At 44.3% G+C, this 19,466-nt stretch carries 16 protein-coding genes and 1 pseudogene; 6 read left to right on the top strand and 11 right to left on the bottom strand.

Annotated elements, in window-relative coordinates:
* Positions 1 to 67: 67 nt before the first annotated feature.
* Together sufC and sufD are read left to right on the top strand one after the other, a co-directional pair.
* Positions 68 to 817, top strand: a complete 750-nt coding sequence (gene sufC / locus B153_RS0124505) for a Fe-S cluster assembly ATPase SufC (protein ID WP_020599389.1) — start codon at positions 68 to 70, stop codon at positions 815 to 817.
* Positions 818 to 918: 101 nt separating this feature from the next.
* Entirely contained in the window at positions 919 to 2,244 is a 1,326-nt protein-coding gene (gene sufD, locus B153_RS0124500; RefSeq protein ID WP_020599388.1) for a Fe-S cluster assembly protein SufD, read from the top strand.
* A 69-nt stretch (positions 2,245 to 2,313) separates the two neighbouring features.
* Here sufD and B153_RS0124495 read toward each other — a convergent pair whose 3' ends face one another.
* Positions 2,314 to 4,905 (bottom strand): response regulator, encoded by a 2,592-nt coding sequence (locus B153_RS0124495; RefSeq protein WP_026262422.1) that lies wholly within the window; start codon positions 4,903 to 4,905, stop codon positions 2,314 to 2,316.
* Between the two features lie 327 nt (positions 4,906 to 5,232).
* Here B153_RS0124495 and B153_RS0124490 point away from each other — a divergent pair, with 327 nt between their 5' ends.
* Genes B153_RS0124490 through B153_RS0124480 form a run of 3 tightly spaced genes read left to right on the top strand, consistent with a single transcriptional unit; the run spans position 5,233 to position 8,353 of the window.
* Positions 5,233 to 6,090 (top strand): alpha/beta fold hydrolase, encoded by an 858-nt coding sequence (locus B153_RS0124490; protein WP_020599386.1) that lies wholly within the window; start codon positions 5,233 to 5,235, stop codon positions 6,088 to 6,090.
* Positions 6,091 to 6,120: 30 nt separating this feature from the next.
* Positions 6,121 to 7,428 (top strand): M20 family metallo-hydrolase, encoded by a 1,308-nt coding sequence (locus B153_RS0124485; RefSeq protein ID WP_020599385.1) that lies wholly within the window; start codon positions 6,121 to 6,123, stop codon positions 7,426 to 7,428.
* 10 nt (positions 7,429 to 7,438) lie between these two features.
* Positions 7,439 to 8,353 (top strand): esterase-like activity of phytase family protein, encoded by a 915-nt coding sequence (locus tag B153_RS0124480; RefSeq protein ID WP_020599384.1) that lies wholly within the window; start codon positions 7,439 to 7,441, stop codon positions 8,351 to 8,353.
* Positions 8,354 to 8,418: 65 nt separating this feature from the next.
* On the opposite strand, the gene B153_RS0124475 is transcribed toward B153_RS0124480, so the two are convergent.
* From B153_RS0124475 to B153_RS37395, 10 genes and pseudogenes are all read right to left on the bottom strand, one after another.
* Positions 8,419 to 9,846 (bottom strand): ArnT family glycosyltransferase, encoded by a 1,428-nt coding sequence (locus tag B153_RS0124475; protein ID WP_020599383.1) that lies wholly within the window; start codon positions 9,844 to 9,846, stop codon positions 8,419 to 8,421.
* 291 nt (positions 9,847 to 10,137) lie between these two features.
* A complete protein-coding gene (locus B153_RS0124470) occupies positions 10,138 to 11,232 on the bottom strand; it encodes an ISAs1 family transposase (protein ID WP_020599382.1) in 1,095 nt (364 codons plus the stop codon).
* 164 nt (positions 11,233 to 11,396) lie between these two features.
* Positions 11,397 to 12,341, bottom strand: coding sequence for a MauE/DoxX family redox-associated membrane protein (locus B153_RS0124465; protein WP_020599381.1), 945 nt, complete (start codon positions 12,339 to 12,341; stop codon positions 11,397 to 11,399).
* A gap of 67 nt (positions 12,342 to 12,408) precedes the next feature.
* Positions 12,409 to 13,629 carry a carboxypeptidase-like regulatory domain-containing protein gene (locus tag B153_RS0124460; RefSeq protein ID WP_157634827.1) on the bottom strand — a complete coding sequence of 407 codons (1,221 nt, stop codon included), beginning with the start codon at positions 13,627 to 13,629 and terminating at the stop codon, positions 12,409 to 12,411.
* 375 nt (positions 13,630 to 14,004) lie between these two features.
* Positions 14,005 to 14,160: a hypothetical protein gene (locus B153_RS37850; RefSeq protein ID WP_157634825.1), complete on the bottom strand. Its 156-nt coding sequence runs from the start codon at positions 14,158 to 14,160 to the stop codon at positions 14,005 to 14,007.
* A 16-nt stretch (positions 14,161 to 14,176) separates the two neighbouring features.
* Positions 14,177 to 14,332 (bottom strand): hypothetical protein, encoded by a 156-nt coding sequence (locus B153_RS38355; RefSeq protein WP_211221711.1) that lies wholly within the window; start codon positions 14,330 to 14,332, stop codon positions 14,177 to 14,179.
* An 89-nt stretch (positions 14,333 to 14,421) separates the two neighbouring features.
* Positions 14,422 to 15,618, bottom strand: a complete 1,197-nt coding sequence (locus B153_RS0124445) for a hypothetical protein (protein ID WP_020599378.1) — start codon at positions 15,616 to 15,618, stop codon at positions 14,422 to 14,424.
* Positions 15,618 to 17,471 carry a hypothetical protein gene (locus B153_RS0124440; RefSeq protein ID WP_157634823.1) on the bottom strand — a complete coding sequence of 618 codons (1,854 nt, stop codon included), beginning with the start codon at positions 17,469 to 17,471 and terminating at the stop codon, positions 15,618 to 15,620. Before B153_RS0124440 ends, B153_RS0124445 begins: the two co-directional genes overlap by 1 nt.
* A gap of 205 nt (positions 17,472 to 17,676) precedes the next feature.
* Positions 17,677 to 18,012: a response regulator transcription factor gene (locus tag B153_RS0124435; protein WP_020599376.1), complete on the bottom strand. Its 336-nt coding sequence runs from the start codon at positions 18,010 to 18,012 to the stop codon at positions 17,677 to 17,679.
* A 307-nt stretch (positions 18,013 to 18,319) separates the two neighbouring features.
* A pseudogene (locus tag B153_RS37395) lies at positions 18,320 to 19,103 on the bottom strand (IS5 family transposase).
* Positions 19,104 to 19,277: 174 nt separating this feature from the next.
* On the opposite strand from B153_RS37395, the gene B153_RS38350 reads away from it, so the two are divergent.
* Positions 19,278 to 19,466, top strand: a 189-nt coding sequence (locus B153_RS38350) for a hypothetical protein (RefSeq protein ID WP_425423145.1), incomplete at its 3' end; no start/stop codon positions are given.

Raw genomic sequence — 19,466 nt, 5'->3', positions numbered from 1 at the left:
ACAGAGAGATACTGATTCATCTGTTATCTTTGCGGCTCATTTGCCAACGAGGGCATTACAACCTATTATGTTATCCATCAGTAATTTACAAGCCTCTATCGGCGACAAAGAAATATTACGAGGTCTCAATCTGGAAGTCAACCCCGGTGAGGTTCACGCGATTATGGGTCCTAATGGTGCTGGAAAAAGCACCCTGGCATCTGTATTGGCAGGTCGGGAAGATTACGACGTAACGGGCGGCAGCGTTACCTTCGACGGGAAAGACTTACTCGACATGGCTCCTGAAGAACGGGCGGCCGAAGGTATTTTTCTGGCTTTTCAGTACCCCGTTGAAATACCGGGCGTGAGCACGACCAACTTCCTCAAAACAGCGATGAACGAAATCCGAAAATATCGGGGTCAGGATCCGCTCGATGCTGTGCAGTTTCTGAAGTTGATGAAAGAAAAGATGAAACTTGTCAACATCGACCAATCGCTGCTGAGCCGATCATTGAACGAAGGATTTTCGGGTGGAGAAAAGAAACGGAATGAAATTTTTCAGATGGCCATGCTGGAACCCAAACTAGCCATTCTGGACGAAACGGATTCTGGTCTGGACATCGATGCCCTGCGGATTGTGGCCGATGGCGTCAATCAACTCCGATCGCCGGAGCGGGCTACCATTGTGGTTACCCACTACCAGCGGCTGCTTGATTATATAGTCCCTGATTTTGTTCATGTTCTGTACAAAGGCCGTATCGTGAAATCGGGACCGAAAGAGCTGGCACTTGAACTGGAAGAAAAAGGCTACGACTGGATTAAAGCCGAAGCAATCTGATATATGATATAGGATATAGACTGTATGATGCGCCTACTGGCAATTGATTCATCATCCATCCTGGATCCTACACCTTACATCATACATCATACATCAAAGAAATGACTCCTTCTTACGCATCTTATAACGAATTTAAAGAGCAACTGCTGGCCGCTTTTCGGGACAATGAAGAGCGGATGAACGGCGAGCGTAAAAGCCCGCTGCATCAGATCCGGCGTACTGCTCTGAAGCAATTCGACCAGCTTGGCTTTCCAACCATTCGGCATGAAGAATGGAAATACTCCAGTGTAAATGGACTATTGAAGCAATCATTCGACCTGGACGAAACCACTACCCTGACGATGGAGGATCTGGCTCCGCTGGAAATTCCAAATCTTGATGGAAACATCATCTATTTCGTCAATGGGCGCTATCATGCTGAGCTATCCCGTTTAATCAGCCCTGCCGATCAGGTTCAGATTCTTAGTTTCGCTGAAGCTATCAAATCAGACCCCGAACTGATCGACACGCATTTTGCCCGGTACGCCAATTATCAGGAAAATGCCTTTACGGCCCTAAACACGGCACTGGCCAGCGATGGTATTGTGATTCGGGTACCTGCCAATACAACGGTAGAACAGCCGATCATTCTTCGGTTTATTACCGACACCCGCACTAAAAACATCACCTCACAACCCCGAAACCTGGTACTAGTGGGCAAAAACGCCGAAGTGATGATGGCCGAGTCGTACCGAACCCTGGGCGAAGGGGCCAGCTTTGTAAACGTCGTTACCGAAATTGTGCTCGAGCGCGATGCCCGGATGCAGTACTACAAGGTGCAGAACGAAACCGAAAAGGCGTACCATATTGGAACCACTCAGGTAAACCAGGCTGATAACAGCCACTTTTATTCAGCTACGGTTACGCTCAACGGCAACTTTGTACGCAACAACCTGAATATCGTTCTGAATGGACAGCAGGCTGAAGCGTTTATGTATGGCCTCTACATGCCAAACGGCCGTCAGCATGTCGATAACCATACGCTGGTCGATCATGCCATGCCTAATTCGTACAGCAATGAACTGTATAAAGGCATTCTGGACGACAACAGCACAGGGGTTTTCAATGGCAAGATTTTCGTACGACCCGACGCGCAAAAAACCAACGCGTATCAGTCCTGTAAAAATGTCGTTCTTTCTTCTGGCGCTACGATGAACACCAAGCCTCAGTTGGAAATTTTCGCCGACGATGTAAAGTGTTCACACGGAACCACCACCGGCCAGCTCAACGACGAAGCCCTGTTTTATATGCGTTCACGAGGGATTCCGAAAGACGAAGCCCGGACCCTGTTGCTATACGCCTTCTCGCAGGATGTGTTGAGTCAGATCAAAATTCAGCCCATTCGGGAATACCTGGAGAAGGTAGTGACGCAAAAACTGACGAAATAAATTCAATCGAATAAAGCCTGACTCATGGTCGAATAGCTCCTTACCGGGAGCTATTCGCTTTTCGTGGCACTATACTTCGCCATCAACACTCGTCTGGATATACTGGGTCAATTGAGGCAATACAGCTTTTACTTCCCGAATGTACTGCTCTACCAACGGCTGGATGTCCTCAATTCCTTTCTTTTCCCTGATTAGCGCTTCCGTTTCCAGAATCAATCGGGTGGCTTCGTGCATACCCAGCATCTTCGTGTGAACCTGCTGGGTATGAATGAGTCGCTTTATTGCCTCCACATCCCGCTGATGTAGGGCCTGTTGTAACGCATCCATACCCTGTGGGGTTTCATCCAGGTAGATATCTATCAACTCAGTGGCCAATTCTATATTGTTCCCGACAGCGTTGAGTAAAGGTTCAATCGAAAACTGAGCCGATGAAGGGGTTGTTATTAGCGCATCTGAAGAGGTGGCCCGAACCAGCCGGTTGGCCGATATATACTTGCGCATAAGCAACTGGAGTTCTTCCAGTTGGAACGGTTTGGGCAGAAAATCATTCATTCCTGCTTTCAGGCACTCTTCCTGCTCACTCGGCAGTGCATGCGCCGTCATGGCAATAATAGGCACCGTACTTTTTAAAGCTGTCCGGATCTGGCGAGTGGTTTCATAGCCATCCATAACCGGCATCTGAAGATCCATCAGGATTATATCAAAAGCCGCTTCGGCCAGCATGGCAAGTGCTTTCTGACCGTTGTCGGCTACCTGAACATGATACCCCAACCGCTTCAGGACCTGAACGGCCAGTTTCTGATTCATCAGATTATCTTCTACAACCAACACCCATACATCGCCTTCGATGGGCGCCATGGCCGACAGAATCGGCTGAGTCAAGCTAAAATGTTGTTCAGCTACCGGATAGGGAATTTCAATCGTAAATCGGGACCCCTGCCCCACCGTACTGCTCACCTGAACCGAACCACCCTGAAGTTCCGTCAACGCTTTGACAATGTTTAACCCCAGCCCCGTTCCTCCATAATACCGGGTCGTGAAATCGTCGGCCTGCTGGAAACGTTCAAAAATAGCGGGCAACACATCCTCGGCAATGCCTATGCCGGTATCTTCGATGATGAAGCGCACCATCACCCGTTCGGCTGTTGAGGGTTCTCCTTTCTCCACGAACAGGCTAACGCTGCCCTGCTTGGTGAACTTGATGGCATTATTCAGCAGATTCAGTAATATCTGAGTCAGGCGGGTTGGATCGCCCAAGAAAAAATCGGGCAAATCGGGGGCTATTTTAACCGTCAACTGTAAGCCTTTATCGGCTACAGCGGCCTGACACATAGCCCGAAGCGACGCCGTAAGCATCTGAATACTAAACGGAATCGACTCCAGTTTAATCATCCCGGCTTCCAGCTTCGAAATATCCAGAATGTCATTCACAATGGTTAACAGGTTCTTGCCAGCCGTCCGAATCAGGCCAAGATACTCCCGTTGGTCTTTGTCCAAGGCCGTGGTTTCCATCAATTCGGAAAAACCAAGCATCGCATTCAGGGGCGTCCGAATTTCATGGCTCATGTTGGCTAAAAAATCTTCCTTGATCTTGGCCGCTTTTTCCGCAATTTTCTTAGCCTCCTGAAGTCGGGTCTGCGATTGGACCCGGTCACTGAGGTCGATACTCGATGTAATGACGTATTGTAAGTCCCCCTGGGCATCATAGACGGGGGTGGCCGAACTGAGCAAGTGTATCACTTTATCGTTTACGCGTAACTCAAGATCATCTACCTGCACCGATTCGCCCTGTAAGGCCCGGTAAGTTGGCCGCTCCTCAGGTGGATAGGGAACCCCGTCCGGGAAACGGAAAAGATGATCCCTATTGACTGTTCGGTTATATTGGTCAAACACCAGCAGATTATCGAATAATTGGTAGGCAGCCTGATTAGCGTAGTAGAATTTACCTTCCCGATCAACTATGACAATAGGAACGGGCACAGCTTCGAGTAATTTCTTGGTTTGCTGGTCGCTTTCGGTGAGCTTTTGGTTAAGCTGATTGCTCTTTTGCAACGAGCGATACAGCACATAAATAGCCCAAAGGATCATGAGCAAAGCGGCAATAGCGCCGATCAGGTTGCTAAGGGTGGCGTATGAAACGGAGCGCTTGCTTTGGGCCTCACGGGTTTCAAGCAACACATTCTCATAGCTTTCCGTCGCTTTAAGTACCTGATAAAAGTTGCTGCTGATGTTTAAAAAACGCTCGATCGAATCGAGCCTTGCTTTCCCTGGCGCAATCCCGTTGGTCTGAAATAACGTACGGCTTCGATCCAGCTTTACCTGAAAGAGCGTATCCAGCAACTGTAACCGTTTGAACTGGACGGGGTTGTTGGCGGATAGCGTTTTGAGGTTTTTCAGTTGCTGGCTCATTTCACGGCTGGTACGTTCAAAATCAGCTTTGAAATAAAGATTTTCACTCAGCAGATAACTGCGTAAATCGTTATCCATATTGGTCAGCAAGGCTAACAATCGCTGCGTTTTATTGAGCACGCGGTGGGTGTGCACCACCCAATTATTCAATTCAATCAGTCGATCGGTTGTCTGCCAGGCGTTGATTCCAATAAGTATAGTAATCAGTAAACCCAAAGCGATCATGAAGGAGATGCGTCGGTTTCTGTTCATGCTAATTCGGTTATGTAATCAGAGATTTTAGGCCTACCAGAGCTTATCCAGTACTAATTTCGATGGTATATTCAGTAGCGTTACAGGAAAATACAAAAGTAAACACAATTTAATAAACGAAACAAAATAGTTACTAATAATAAATACTTGTTAACAAAACAATCTTAACATAATCAGATTCATAGGCCGCTAAAAAAACTATTCATAAGCGATACCCCTCGCATAACTTGCTGTATCTGCTTTCTACAGCCATAAACGGGTTCATCTCATCACCAAATTTTTTAACTTGCCAGTATACCGTACAAGTGCCTGACTACTCTACCTCTCATGAAACAGCTTCACCTGATTCTCATTTTCTCCTTAGCCCTAAACTCTGCTTTTACTCAATCCACAATTCCTCTGGCGTCGTCGGTCAAAACCGTCTATGGAAGTAATGCCAAAGTGGGCCACTATGCTTCTATTCGGGGTTTCAGAATGTATTACGAAATCTACGGTGCCGGAAAGCCGTTGCTGCTGATTCATGGCAATGGCGGTTCGATCGACAATTTCAGGAATCAGATCCCCTACTTCGCCAAAAGTTACAAAGTGATCGCGGTCGACAGCCGGGCGCAGGGGAAATCTGCTGATCCCAGCGACTCGCTCACCTACGAAATGATGGCCGATGACCTCAACGCGCTACTTAATACGCTCCATCTGGATTCGTGTTACGTAATCGGCTGGAGCGACGGCGGTATCGATGGGCTATTGCTTGCTATGCGGCATCCCGAAAAAGTAAAGAAACTAGCGATTACAGGCGCTAACCTATGGCCCGATACGACAGCCATTGAGCCGGATCTTTTTCACTGGATTGTCTCGGCCAACGACAGTCTGGCCAGGGTAACCCAGACCCCAGCTGTTAAGGCTCAGAAAAAGCTCCTTAACCTGATGGTGCTCCATCCGCATATTTCAACCACCGATCTGAAACAGGTAAAATGTCCTACGCTGGTGATTGGTGGCGATAACGATGTAATTCTGCCTACCCATACCCTTGTAATTGCCCGAGCTATTCCCAAGGCGTATCTGTGGATTTTGCCCAATTCCGGCCATTCAACCCTCATTCGGTACAAAGACCTGTTTAACCGGACGGTGGGCGATTTTTTCAAAATGCCTTATCGGCCCATAAACGGCATGGCCAGGCTTGAATAACGCGCTTCAATACAACCAAACAATACAACCATGAAACGAACGTACCTACCTTCACTAATTGGCCTGTGCCTCCTTACATCGCCCGTTGCATTTAGCCAGACGGCCCCGGCAACCCTCAAAATAAACCCGCAGCGTATTGAAAGCCGAATTGCTGAACTTGCCAAATTTGGACGAGACTCGCTGGGCAGGGGCTATCGGGTTGCGTATACCAAAGGCGATGTGGAAGGTCGAAACTGGTTTATCGGTCTGATGAAGCAAGCCGGACTTAATCCTACCATCGACGCGGCTGGCAATATCATTGGCAAGCGAGCGGGGAAAAACGCTGCCCTGAAACCCATCGCATTCGGTTCGCATATCGATATGGTGCCCGATGGAGGCAATTACGATGGTTGCCTGGGTTCTATTGGTGCGCTGGAAGTGATCGACATACTGAATGAGCATAAACTGGTAACAGAGCACCCGCTGGAAGTGATCATTTTTGCCAATGAAGAGGGCGGCACCATCGGCAGTATGGCTATGGCCGGTCATTTAACCGCGAAAGGGTTACAGGCTGTGACCCAAAGCGGTCTTACCGTAGGAAATGGCATCAAAGCCATTGGCGGTAATCCCGACAAGCTGCAACAGGTTGTCCGTAAAAAAGGAGATCTGAGCGCCTTTCTGGAACTCCACATCGAACAGGGGGGGATTTTAGAAAAAGAGAACCTCCAGATCGGTGTCGTCGAGGGAATTGTGGGGATTGAACACTGGGAAGTTACGGTAGAAGGCTTTGCCAATCACGCAGGCACTACTCCTATGAACATGCGCAAAGATGCTCTACTGGCAGCCTCTCGGTTTATTGTGGCCGTAAACGAAGTGGTTACCAGTTACGAAGGTCGGCAAGTAGGGACGGTCGGAAAAATTGCGGCCCAGCCTGGTGCCTACAACGTGATTCCGGGCAAGGTGGTTTTGGGCCTGGAACTACGCGATCTGGACTACGATAAAATCTGGAAACTGTTTAAGGATATTGAGAAAAAAGCCTCGGACATTGCAACAGCGACAGGCACAAAAATTTCATTTACTCATCAACCCAACCCCGCCAAACCTGCCTTAACCGAAAAAGCCATTCAGGATAAGATTGTGGCTTCGGCCAAATCGCTGGGCCTTACGTACAAGTATTTACCTAGTGGAGCCGGGCACGACTCTCAGGAGATCGCCTTGATTGCTCCTGTCGGGATGATTTTTGTACCGAGTGTGAATGGTATCAGCCACTCACCCAAAGAATTTACCAAGGCAGTCGATATGACCAATGGCGTCAACGTACTTTTACAAACCATACTGGCCATCGACAAAGCTAAATAAACCATACTGAATGAAATTTCTTCTTGTACTTGTAGGCTGTCTGACCCTCGTATCGGCTACAGGCCAACAGATACAGTTCGTTTTCAGTGATTCAACCACCATTCCGCATACCATCGATAGCCTGCGGGGTATCTCGGGGCTGGCTATTGATCCGGCAACGGGCGAGTGGCATCTGGTGAGCGACCGAGGCAGGCATTTTGTGTTCACAAACATCCGCAGTATCCGCGACCTGGGCGACCCATCCCGGCTATCGGTTTCTGAGCCTACCCCCTACTGGTTCGAAAGTATCCGCTACGATAGCCAAAGCCATGCCTATTTCTGGACCGACGAGCATGAGTTTATTACCTCGCTGTTATATGGGCAATCGGTTCGGGACAGTACGCGTCAAATCCTGCTGAAAATCCCTTTACCCAGCCCGAACAAGGGGCTGGAAGGAATTGCCCTAACCTCAACGGGTGCCTTATGGGTAGCTCCCGAAGCGGGCTGGGAAGGTCAAACTCGCCTAGATCAGGACACGATCACGTTTTTACGATATGCGAATCCGACACTTGCTGACCCACCTGTCGAACGCTTTTTGTACCCAATCAATCGCTGTGCCTTTGCCCAGGGCGACGAACGCGTGGGCGGAATTTCTGAAATCGTAGCGGTCGATGACCAGCGATTACTGGTGCTGGAGCGATGCTATGACAGTGTACAAAAACGGGTAACGGCTAATTTGTATCTGGCCACCATCAACGAACAAACGCATACCCTTACGAAAGAACTGGCCTTCGATTTCAACCGTCAGTTTCCGGGCAACGTTTGTAACCTCGAAGCGATGGCCTGGGCCGATGCCGGGCACCAAACCATTGTCGTAATCGCCGACGATAATTTCCGGCAAAACCAAACCCTGCGCAATCAGGTGATCGTGTTGAAACGGCAATAGAACACAGATTTTTAGGATGATTATGATTTACATAGATCTTAATCATCCTAAAAATCTGTGTTCTATCATTGATGAGCATAAATCGTATTCCATTCGTCCTGAAAAATGCGGTGATAAACCCCGATCGTTGCCGGAGCGTTTATCGGAATCTCGTAACTTGCATTCAGGCGGTGATCGCTGATGATGTACTCCACCTGTTCCTGTTCAGCCAGTTGAAAAAAGTCGTTCAGCGTAAAGCTTTTTCGTTTCTTCGCCAGGAAAAGATAGTACGTCAGCCCCCAGATCTGATAGGCTTCCATCTGTCCAAAGAAAAACTCCAGTGGCGCAATGACCCTCGTATGCTTGTGAGGCATATGAGCCGCCAGCAACGCATTATGACGTTCGGTATCGGGCACCGTTCTATTCTCAACAATAACTTCCCGAAATTGAATGGCACTCACCACCAGATATCCAACCAGCAGAATCTGCATCAGTCGCTTTTGCCAGACGGGTTGATGGGGCAGACAAGTTATCAGCCAGCGTGCAGCCAGAAGCGATAGCCAGGGCAGAAACAACAGAAAATAAATGTCGGTACTACTTTTAGTCAATACCCAGAAAGAACCGATCAGGAGCAGCGTGTACACCAACAGCGACTCTTTCCGGCCTATTTGCTTCCAGAACAGAACAGCGCAGAGCAATACGAGTATGCTCAGGGCCGCTTCATTCTGACTATGAAAAAAAATCTGATGGTAATCGGCCATTACCGTCAATTTTGCGATCAGGCCAAAATTTTCCTGCGTTGCCGGATCGTTCCGAAACTGGTCGATCAAGGTTCCAGACTGGCCATCCAGGAGCGCATCCAATCCGTACAGACTCAGTGTCAGCGCCCCTGCCACACTGAACACCAGCATAGGCCGCCAGCCTGATCGTAGCCAAAGCAGGATTACGCCCGCTATGAGGTATATAATCCCATTCAAATGGGTAAGCGCCGACAATCCGGCCAGTACTCCCGCCCAAATCGGTTTTGATCGCCATCCTTTCGGCGGATCGATAGCCAGATACGATACGAAGCCAATGGCCATACACATGGTTTCGGGTCGATTGACCGATATAAACCGAATGAGTGTACCGCAGCCAGCATACAGCAATACTGATAACCACTGCTGCTCCCGCGAGGCCGACCGACCGTATAACCAAACCAAATACCCACCAAGCAAGCCAAAAAGAATACTAACCAGTTTATTGGTAGCTATCGAAACCCCCGTTACCGACATGATCAGCGCACCTGCATAAATAAACAGCTTATGGAATACGTAAATACCTTTGTCCCAGCCATTGTAGGTACGAAACAGTTCCGACTTGACCTGCCCGGTATGGATCAACCAATAGGACTGTTCAGCAAACCAGGCTTCATCATAATACTCGGCGCGGTGAATAAACGTGATGAACAGCCCAACAAGCACCAACAGCAACAGGACCAGATACGTACGTATCGGAAACAGGACAAATGGCATAGCATGGAAGCGATTTCGCACAAAAGGTATCAATCTATAGCATTTCGTTTACCGATAAAAACATATGATATTTTCTGATTTACAAATACCCTGGGCCATTGACGCAGTATTCAGGCAAACGACGGTTCTTTACCTGATGCTCCGAACCTAATCCGAGCCGTTTTGCGTTTCTCTATCAATAGACATTCTTTTGTGTACAAATTTCACATTATTGTATAGCCTATAAATACCAATATACTGAAAATCAACAATAGTATATCAAAGATACCTCGAATGAATAGGGCAAACGCATCAAAGTTGTTGAATGACTTGTAAAAGATAGTTCTCATCACGGGCTGCTTTTTTTCGTTTTCGATTCATGCTCATCGGTGTAGGTTCCCGCCGTAAGGCCGATAAGGCCATTTTCCGTAATAACGCCAGATTTTGAGCGGCTAAGGGATGTCGGACCTGCGAGTCATCTTCACCAAAGACTACATCCAGCCGCCAATGTAGTTGATTTTCAATACTCCAGTGCTCACGGATATAACCCCCTACTTGGTGTGCGGTAGCAGTAGCTAAATTGCTGATGTAAAACCGATTCGTAACGCTACACTGTTGCCCAATCCAGCGGTGGGTGCGGGTCATGATCAGCGTATTGAGACCGGCCCAAGGCTGAGTAGTCTCCAGCAAATCCAAGTCAGGGCTTAACCAGAGTTCCCGCAACTCGGCTCGACCGTGATCCAGGCTACGTTGGGTGTAGTGAGCTGGTGTAGATTCGTAGCGTAGCATCCAGTCCCGAACTTGTTCAAAAAGTGTATCTTGATTAGCCTTTAAGCCAATCAGATAACTAGCCCCTTGTTCGACCAATTGAGCCACAATACCAGGCTGACAAGCGATAGCATCAATCGTTACCAAACTGTCGGTCAATTCCAGACTGCTGAGTAAGGGCTTAATCAAACTAATTTCGTTGGTCTTGCTTTCGACCCGTAATTGGCCTAGGCTTTGTTGATGCTCCACGGCCCAGGCACTCAACAAGTGAACCAATGCGTGTTTGCGACCAGCGGGGATGGTCCCCCGAAGCTCTTTTCCATCAAGGCAAACGTGGCGGTGAGCCAGTGTTTGCAGCAAGCGGGCGGCTTGCTGGCGCAAGACGGCATCCAGCTCATCAACTCGGACTAAGCTTAACACCCGTCGAAAGGTATCATGAGAGGGTATGCCGTTAGGCAACTCCAGAAATTGCCTTAAAAAGGCTTGCTTATCCTGACCGTAGTCCGCCATGTCCTCAAAGGTATCACCATCGCTGATGGTTGAGCAAAGAGCAATCATCAAAATGTCATTGAGCTTATGGTCGGTGCGCCCTACTACACGCGGGTCGCTAACACCAGGAAAGTAATCTTGCCAGTTCATGGAGCAAGATTACAACAACAGACTATCCAAGCCTATATTTGATGCGTTCGCCCTACTCGAATGAAGGCGAGGCAAAGCCCTCTTAAACGTTTCACTTACTATTGAATCCCAATCTAAGAATATATCGTAAACGTATACGTGTCAGACCCGTCTAAAGTAAAACCCTATTCAATTGATGACAAACTTCGAAGCCGAGAAAATAATTGCAGTATCCTATTACCTGTTAAACTATCTTTATTATAAGTAGCTACCGTTTGATGAGGATCAGGAATATTACCCATATATATCTTATTAACATACCCTCTATGAACCAACAGAACGGTTGGCAGAGTACGGGTAATTGAGCGTAAAGATTCCTTATTCATGGAAACGATGCGAAAAACAGGTGCCGATTTCTTTTTATATTCAGGAAGTGATTCTGACGACACTGAGTTAGAATACACCCCTACTATTTCATCAACCGTTTCTGTTTCTGCATAAGAATTAATCTTTGGAGTTACGCGTTGGCAATGCGTGCAGGAAGGACTAAAGATAAAAATCAGTTGGTCTTTATTAGGATCAATCAAAGGTCTAAGAAAGGTTTTACTCAAATTTGAACCTTCATGCACACTTATCTCTATATACGTCTTTTTCATTTCAAAGCCAGTTGTAGCGAACGTAACGGTACCCATAACAACTGCAAATGTTGTCTTCAGAACTGTTAAGCTAACTTGCTTTTCTGGTTGCTTCCAGATATAGTAAGACATGGCAATCATGAATGTATTCCGAAGCAACGAGATGGCTGGTGGCATACTCAATACCTCCCCAAAACAGCCACAATCACTTATGCCCAGAAAAATATAACCGAAAGTAAAGATCAGTGTGAATAGAATGAGTAACCTTAACGACAGCAGACCAGTACGTTGGCGGTACACCTCAAATAAGAGTCCAAATCCCAGTGTAATTTCCAGGCCAATAACCAATGGGGCAAACATTCTTAACGGCGGAATACCATAGTTAACAATCACATCAGCAAAGGCGTTAATATCCATCGCCTTGCTAATACCCGAAGCAAGATATAACAAGCCCAGTATAACCGTAGCTACTCGAGTTAATGGAAAAGAATTCATAAGTGAAGTGATTTTTATATGAGTCCCAATCAAGGAATACTAACCGACAGTTACCAGTATGGACTTCTTATTGCGCATCAAATTTCATATTTCCCATCACGCCTTGTTGCTCAAAAGCTTTAATAGTGCTTTCTTCTAAAGGAGTTCGTCGAACTACCGGATTATTTTGCCAAAAATCAGGGTTATATTTCGCGTTTTGAATAAGTTTTAAATCTTCACGATGAATATTTATGGGTTTGTACTTACCTCTAGTCGGTGTGTTGCTAAATTCGTTAATTAATAAAAACGCACTTACTTTATCTTTTCGTTTTTCGCCAGTTGACTTAATAAGCTGATCAAACTCTACTGCTATCCGAATACTGCTAAATACTGTAGTGTTTGCTTGATTGGCGTAATCAATATCAACTGTATAAACATAATTTTCAGTTAATGTTTTGGCATTATTTATTGATGCGCCTAAACTATTCGAAATCACCCCATGGACCTTGACTAGTTTATAATTAGTCATATTAATATAAACTTTACCCGAAAAGGCTGGATTTATATAGTCTTCTCGAATATGGCAATCTAATTCGGCTATTTTATCACCATTAGATTGTGACAACACATTAGTAACTCGAATAGTATAATAATCAGCTACGTCTGACCGGACTGGGAACAAGACTGTATTTTCTGTTGGTTTTGATTGGCCAATTGCTCTTTGAGCTAATACCAAATAAGAAAAATTACTGAATGTAAAATACATTTTCTTGTCATCAGAAGGTAATTTTGCATAGCGGGCATTATCAATCTGCACACCTTCTATTTTGCTACTTGACAATTTAATATCGTATACAACTTCTTGAATTTCCGTTGATTGTTTACCATTTATGGTCAATTGACGATAAAAAGCTTTCCCATAAACTAAATTTTTATTGATGTTTACTAAGTCAAAAGCTTGTTGAATTAATTTATAACCAGCATTGCTTACTGTCACCGGATCTAGTTCATGAACAGCAGGTTTCAGATGAACGGTGTAATGATCTGATGGCGTGTTAATCGTAATTGTATCGGATTGATAACTGATATGTGATACAACAAACTGAACAGGGAAAGATTGACTATGAAATTCGTACTCCCCATTTTCATTGCTTAATGTTCCTGTTTTTACTATTGGGCAGTAGATGTTAGCAAAAGGAATTTTTTGATTTGTAACTACATCTACTACAAAACCATTTACAGATTGACTATAACTATAAGTAGTTACAAATAAATTAATAATCAACAACCATTTCCTTATTTCATTCATAATTACAAAAAAGATTAACAGAAACGCATTTAACCAAGTAGAGTGCATTATTGATAGCACTCCACTTGGTTAAAACATCAACTTATTGTTATTAAAATGAGCATGACACCTTAGCTTCGCAATAAGGTCCATTGCTGTTAGTTCCCGCCGAAGCACTTGCTTCCCATTTGTTTTCAAGTCGTTCTTCGAGCTCTTCTAACTGAAACATAGTTACCAAATCGCTTTCTGGCTGTGTGCTAAATTTGTCAACAGTTTGCATAAAAATGAATTTAATAAAGTTGGAGGGCTTTTTAGATTAACCGGCAGCTACTGCCCTATTAAGTAGCAGACGGATGACTTTGGCAATATTGTGCTACTTGACTATTTTTGGGGGAATTACTCAACAACTACTGTAACCTCCATAAGGGTATCTTCTTGAGGGCCATTATTAACTACTCCCCACTTATTTTCTAACCGTTCTTCTAGCTCTTCCACATGAAATTGAGATACTAGCTCGTTATCTTGTTGCAATGAGTTATTGATAATTTTCATAGTCATTAGCAATTGGTTATTGATGATTATTAATTGGGGATTGAGCACCTTTTGTATTGCAATCGTCGCAACCTTCTATCTCCCATCTATTTTCAAGTCGCTCTTCGAGTTCTTCCAGTTGAAATAAGGATATAAGCTTACTCTCTGGATTGCTTATCAATTGTTTTTGCATAAACATCAACAGTTAAAAGTGAATGAATAGAATAAAACGATCTTCGCTATCTGCCTTCTATCGCTAATAAATTTTTCACATAAGTTTTGCTAAGACTGTTTAAAAAGCAGATGCTTATTACTTTGCCACTGGCTACTAATAAATCGTAGAAAAAGCGCGTAGAATAGCAACACAGTTATATATTGACGGCTCAAATCCTGCCATTCCAGTTGATTATTCACTAATTTTCTGATCAGTTGCCAAACGATAAATGGGAATTGAACTACTGTTTCCCAGTATACCACCAAGGTATAAATCATTATGATACTCCATAGTAATTTATTGATGAAGCCATAAGTAAACAAAGCTATTTTTTGCACTGATACACTACGTCTCTTTTCTATCGGTCGCTCCCAAAAGGAAAACAGAGTTCTCCTCTGAATACTCGTTTTAAACACTTCATTTGCCTTTTGTAACAGATTAGGTGTATTGGTTAAATCGGAAAGTACCCAATATCCATCAAAACGCACAAAAGGATTAAACTCCCAGATTACCATCGTAAATACAGTAAGTGCTACTGCCAAGCAGGTATCATTACTAGTTATCAAATACACGATCGCTAGAGCACCTGCATAAAGTATTTCGTTGAAAATACCTGCTAAGTTTGCAATAACCCTATGCGATCTGTCAACTAACCACACCTCTGTTATGTCGGCATACATAACAGGCATAATGAAATAAAACCCAAACCCCACCCCGCCATGCTTTAAACCATATTTAGCGCAGGCACCAATGTGACCCAATTCGTGAATCAGCATTGTTGCATATAACAGGATTAAATATAAAATAAAGTCTGTTTGAGCAATTACCTGATTTGTATCACTCACAAAATATACCATCGGTACAACGGACGAGCATAACAGGAAAGCGATCCAAAACACACCGGGCGCATAAACCCACTGAAGAGGTTTCGACAGAATGCCAACTACACAGGCGGGTAAAAGCTCCACCTTCATCTTTAGATATTTATTTTTCAGACTAGGCTTAATCGGTGTCATGTCTTCCCGCAACACGTTGTAGCCTCCTAACGTTTGGGTGACCAGTGCATAGAACTCCTGCTGATTTAGTGATAATCCGAATTGCTGATTAAACCGTACGTTAGCCTCTAACTGGTCTGACGACTCACCTAATATTTGATACAGTTGGTAGGTTGCATGATTTATCAAAAAATTACGCCCTTCGGCTGAGTGAATTACCCATCTATTGTTATCGAAGAGATGAACACTGGTTCCTTTTGTAATAAGCATCAGATTAACTCAGGGACACGCGTAAAAGAGCTCAATACATTAAAGACAGTGCTAGTAGTAAAAATCCGATTGTGGTCATCGACCAGTGTATTCACTCCAAACGAACTTATGCGCCAGCGCTGTATTGTCTCGGGTTGCAATACATCTGTGGCAGGAATTCGTAAAATAGGCCCAGTCTGCCAGCTTCCGTCGGTGGTCTGATTCATAAGCAACCACTGAATTCCACATTGAATAGCCGACTGGTAGGTTAGCCTATCAGTAGCCATTAACGCTTTTAGGGCAATAGCGGTATAAAAAGCGTTGGGTTTGTCCATAGCTGGATTTACCCAGTAGCCATCCGCATGTTGCAGTTGAGCAATCCGATAACCTATCTGACGCCCATAAGGCAAATAAAATGGTCGTTTGGCAAAGGCTAATGCACTGAATGACAAAGCATATAGGTCACTCGTCCACCAGTATGATCGCAAGTTTGCGTTAATAAGCTGTCTGGTCAAATAGCGGCACGTAGACTCATATACGTCTTCAAGGAAAGGTATGTCGGAAAGTATATAGGCGGCAGCGGCACTTACACAATCATGCTCAGAAAGCCAGCCAACGACACTAGTTTGGCTAGCTAATCTTAATCGACTTCGTAGTCCCTCTTCGTCGTGATAGGTAATCCACCCCCCTTTTTCTTTTTTGAACGATAACCAAGATTCCTGAAGAGAATCAGGTATTGTCTGAGTAAGCTTCCAATAAAGTCCTGTCAGAAAATTAGTTGAATCTCCGTCCTGTAATACACTATCATTAAATGAGCCATTTATTGGAAGTTTTTCTAGTACAGTTTGTAGTAGTTGATTATCAACATTACTTTCTGCCAGTAGATATCCTACATACGCCGAAATCCAGGTATCGCCAGAACCAGCACTAGTAATAAAGTCTGACCAAATACCCCTATCAATTGCTGACTTTAGGTACACAAACGCACTATCTATTGCTTCATTGACGCTTTTCTTGGGCAATATAATCGTGCTTTTAGAGGATTTAATTCGCGTTTTTAGAATAAGAAGATTGACTTCATTATTGAAATTCTTTGCTAATTCAACCTGAGCAAGGAGGTATTCATGTAATTCTGTCAGGTTAAGTTCATCCGAAATCGCTATGGCTTCCTCAAAATGTTTAATAGCTTTATTAATTAATCTATCAGCTACTTTTGAAATATACAAATATTTGTGTAACAGTTTTATATCAGCCAATTGCACGCTTTTACCCACTAAATAATCCTGAACCAGTTGATGGGCAAAGGTCCGCTGGCCATTGACAAAGTCTTTCTCAAAATCATCCAAATCATCAATATATTGAAACGCAATATGTATGTGGCGTAGGCAACGCTCAAGTTGATCATCAAAAGGCGTTGACCCATTTAACGTTACAAGCCCCTGTATCGCTGCATAACAAACTGCCGATTTACTTGCAGCAAGTTGCTCAAAGGTAACTTCTGAATATAATTGTCCAGATTTAGCAAAATACTTTTCTGCTATGATTGCTTTTCTATATTCATTTTTATAGGTATTAAATTTAATCCAAAATGGTGAATCAGTTGGAAAAAGAAAGGCTAATTCTCTAATAGCGGCTTCGTGTATTTCTATTGCATAGCTCAGCCTCTGGGCTTGATCTATTTTATTTTGTTCAACCTCATTATCTACAAAGGCGTCAAACTCTAATAAAAAGCGAAAGTATAAATATCCAGCAAATGATATTTGTTGCTTTTGTGACTCTAAAATTTTATCAAAAATAGGTGCTATATAATTAATCAGGTTAAGGTAAAAAATATGCTTCTGTTGCGTACTTTCCTGCATCAATCGAGTCATCATTGAATCATCTATTGGCAGTTTACTAATTCTATCACTGAAACTACTCCTCATAATTTTTAGAATTATTACCGAGAAAATACGATTGAATGCCTTCCATAAATTAAGGTGTCAGGAAAATTTCTTGGCAACAAATTTAACGCAACTACGCACTCTTTGTCTAGGGAGTAAACTCCTCAAAAATTGAGGAGTTTACTCCCTAGACTCTTTAAGAATCTGGACTGGAAAGCTTTTTTGGGGCTTTGTGGCGCTTAGCAATTAACAACTCATATAATTGACGTAATTCATGCTGATGTTTTCTAGCAAACTGAGCCAGTTTCCGAGAGCCTTGCAAATTGAGTTTGCAACCAATGCGATTTCTGTAGTTGACAACGCTCTTAGGGCTCAAACAAAGTAGTTCAGCAATTTCAGCATTTGTCAAGTCATCAATAATAGATAGCAATACCTGCCACTCGCGGGGCGTAAGGTCGATAAGCCCCCAGTTTACTACCTTCATTTCGGAAAGTATATTAGCAAGGCTAGTAGAAAGATGTGGTAGTTTCATTTTCGCTTGAGTTTAGTAGTAGAGTAGGGCACAAAGGTATGTGTCTATTTTTTATATTTATAGACACAAAAAAGCATAGTCTTATCTTAATCGGCAAGCTTCCGAGAGCTAAACCGTATGAAATCACCATTTTTGTGTATGAAATCACTCAAAAACACCTAGAATATAATCAAACATAAATATATTCATAATACACATTCAAAATAACCTATTAAATATATTTATAAACAAAAAGATACTACTTAACGATTGGACTATTAATAAATAAAAATTAAAAGATAAGATATTTACTAGGGCGTGTTGACAATTATGCTAATAAAATCAAAGCTGAGGCTAAATAGATAAACCCGGCAAAACTCAGAGTCGTCTTCTCATAGCGAGTAGCAACCCGTCTGTATTGCTTGAGCTTGTTGAAATAGCGTTCCACTTTGTTGCGGTCCTTATACAAATTCTCATCAATCAGTCGCTCAACCAACCGATTCCTTTTCGCAGGAATGACTACCTCCGTAGTAGACTGTTCCAGCCAGTCAATTAATTCATTGGCATCATAGCCCCCATCAGCCAACACCGCATCGGTCTCATAACCAGTTAATAAGTCCACCGCCTGTGTAATGTCGGCTCGCTGGCCCACACTCAAAATGATTCGTAACGGGTTGCCTAAGGCGTCAACCACCGTATGAATCTTGGTGGTCCAACCGCCCACCGATTGGTCGCACCGGCGCCCCGGCTAAACATTCGCGGGTGGGATCGCTTTTTTTTGACCCGCTGCATGTTGGTGAGCCCGAACCATTGTGGAATCAATCATCAGCCAATCTAAGTCTGGCTCCTGTAGTTGCTCAAAAACGGTTTTCCAGACGTCTGTTTTGGCCCAGCGCCGAAAGCGTTGATAAACTGACCGGGACGCCGGAGCGTTTCCACGGTCCAAAGCGCTCAGGCAAATCCCGCCACGGAGCTCCACTGCGGGCGATCCACAGGACGGCATTGATAAAGAGCCGATTATCGGCGGCTGAACGACCCACATGACCGATTTTACCGGGCAGTAAAGGAGCGATCCGTTCCCACTGGTGATCGGTGATTTCATAACGACGCATCAACAAAGTTGCAAACTGGATTTGTATTTACCCAATTGTCAACACGCCCTATACTGAAGAACTTTTACTTCAAAAAGTATTAATAATTAACACTGTGAGCAGTTTTAGGGCTTGATTTGGCCAAAAGCAAAAAGGGTCGTAAGCTTGAAATCCCCATTTCATTCCCTACGACCCATGAGCATCGAAGCGATTCTCAAGCCAATATTGGCTAAACTTTTCAACGTGAACAAGCATCAGCGCACTTTTCTAACTGAACTCTTCTCTGTCTTATTAGGCAGACAGGGACGGGCTACGTTTGAAAATCTGGCTCGCTACTCCCGATTTACTGAACTTACTTTTCGCCGACACTTTGCCACTTGCTTC

Source organism: Spirosoma panaciterrae DSM 21099 (assembly GCF_000374025.1).
Taxonomy (GTDB): domain Bacteria; phylum Bacteroidota; class Bacteroidia; order Cytophagales; family Spirosomataceae; genus Spirosoma; species Spirosoma panaciterrae.
This window is presented reverse-complemented; position numbering and strand designations above follow the sequence as displayed.

What these genes read in the sequence shown, in the direction of transcription:
- B153_RS0124465 (WP_020599381.1), bottom strand. Translation starts at nt 12,341, where the DNA reads ATGAATTCTTTTCCATTAACTCGAGTAGCTACGGTTATACTGGGCTTG.
- B153_RS0124475 (WP_020599383.1), bottom strand. Translation starts at nt 9,846, where the DNA reads ATGCCATTTGTCCTGTTTCCGATACGTACGTATCTGGTCCTGTTGCTG.
- B153_RS0124495 (WP_026262422.1), bottom strand. Translation starts at nt 4,905, where the DNA reads ATGAACAGAAACCGACGCATCTCCTTCATGATCGCTTTGGGTTTACTG.
- B153_RS0124445 (WP_020599378.1), bottom strand. Translation starts at nt 15,618, where the DNA reads ATGCTTATTACAAAAGGAACCAGTGTTCATCTCTTCGATAACAATAGA.
- B153_RS0124435 (WP_020599376.1), bottom strand. Translation starts at nt 18,012, where the DNA reads ATGAAACTACCACATCTTTCTACTAGCCTTGCTAATATACTTTCCGAA.
- B153_RS0124470 (WP_020599382.1), bottom strand. Translation starts at nt 11,232, where the DNA reads ATGAACTGGCAAGATTACTTTCCTGGTGTTAGCGACCCGCGTGTAGTA.
- sufC (WP_020599389.1), top strand. Translation starts at nt 68, where the DNA reads ATGTTATCCATCAGTAATTTACAAGCCTCTATCGGCGACAAAGAAATA.
- B153_RS37850 (WP_157634825.1), bottom strand. Translation starts at nt 14,160, where the DNA reads ATGAAAATTATCAATAACTCATTGCAACAAGATAACGAGCTAGTATCT.
- B153_RS0124480 (WP_020599384.1), top strand. Translation starts at nt 7,439, where the DNA reads ATGAAATTTCTTCTTGTACTTGTAGGCTGTCTGACCCTCGTATCGGCT.
- B153_RS0124485 (WP_020599385.1), top strand. Translation starts at nt 6,121, where the DNA reads ATGAAACGAACGTACCTACCTTCACTAATTGGCCTGTGCCTCCTTACA.
- sufD (WP_020599388.1), top strand. Translation starts at nt 919, where the DNA reads ATGACTCCTTCTTACGCATCTTATAACGAATTTAAAGAGCAACTGCTG.
- B153_RS0124460 (WP_157634827.1), bottom strand. Translation starts at nt 13,629, where the DNA reads ATGAATGAAATAAGGAAATGGTTGTTGATTATTAATTTATTTGTAACT.
- B153_RS38355 (WP_211221711.1), bottom strand. Translation starts at nt 14,332, where the DNA reads ATGCAAAAACAATTGATAAGCAATCCAGAGAGTAAGCTTATATCCTTA.
- B153_RS0124490 (WP_020599386.1), top strand. Translation starts at nt 5,233, where the DNA reads ATGAAACAGCTTCACCTGATTCTCATTTTCTCCTTAGCCCTAAACTCT.
- B153_RS0124440 (WP_157634823.1), bottom strand. Translation starts at nt 17,471, where the DNA reads ATGATGACTCGATTGATGCAGGAAAGTACGCAACAGAAGCATATTTTT.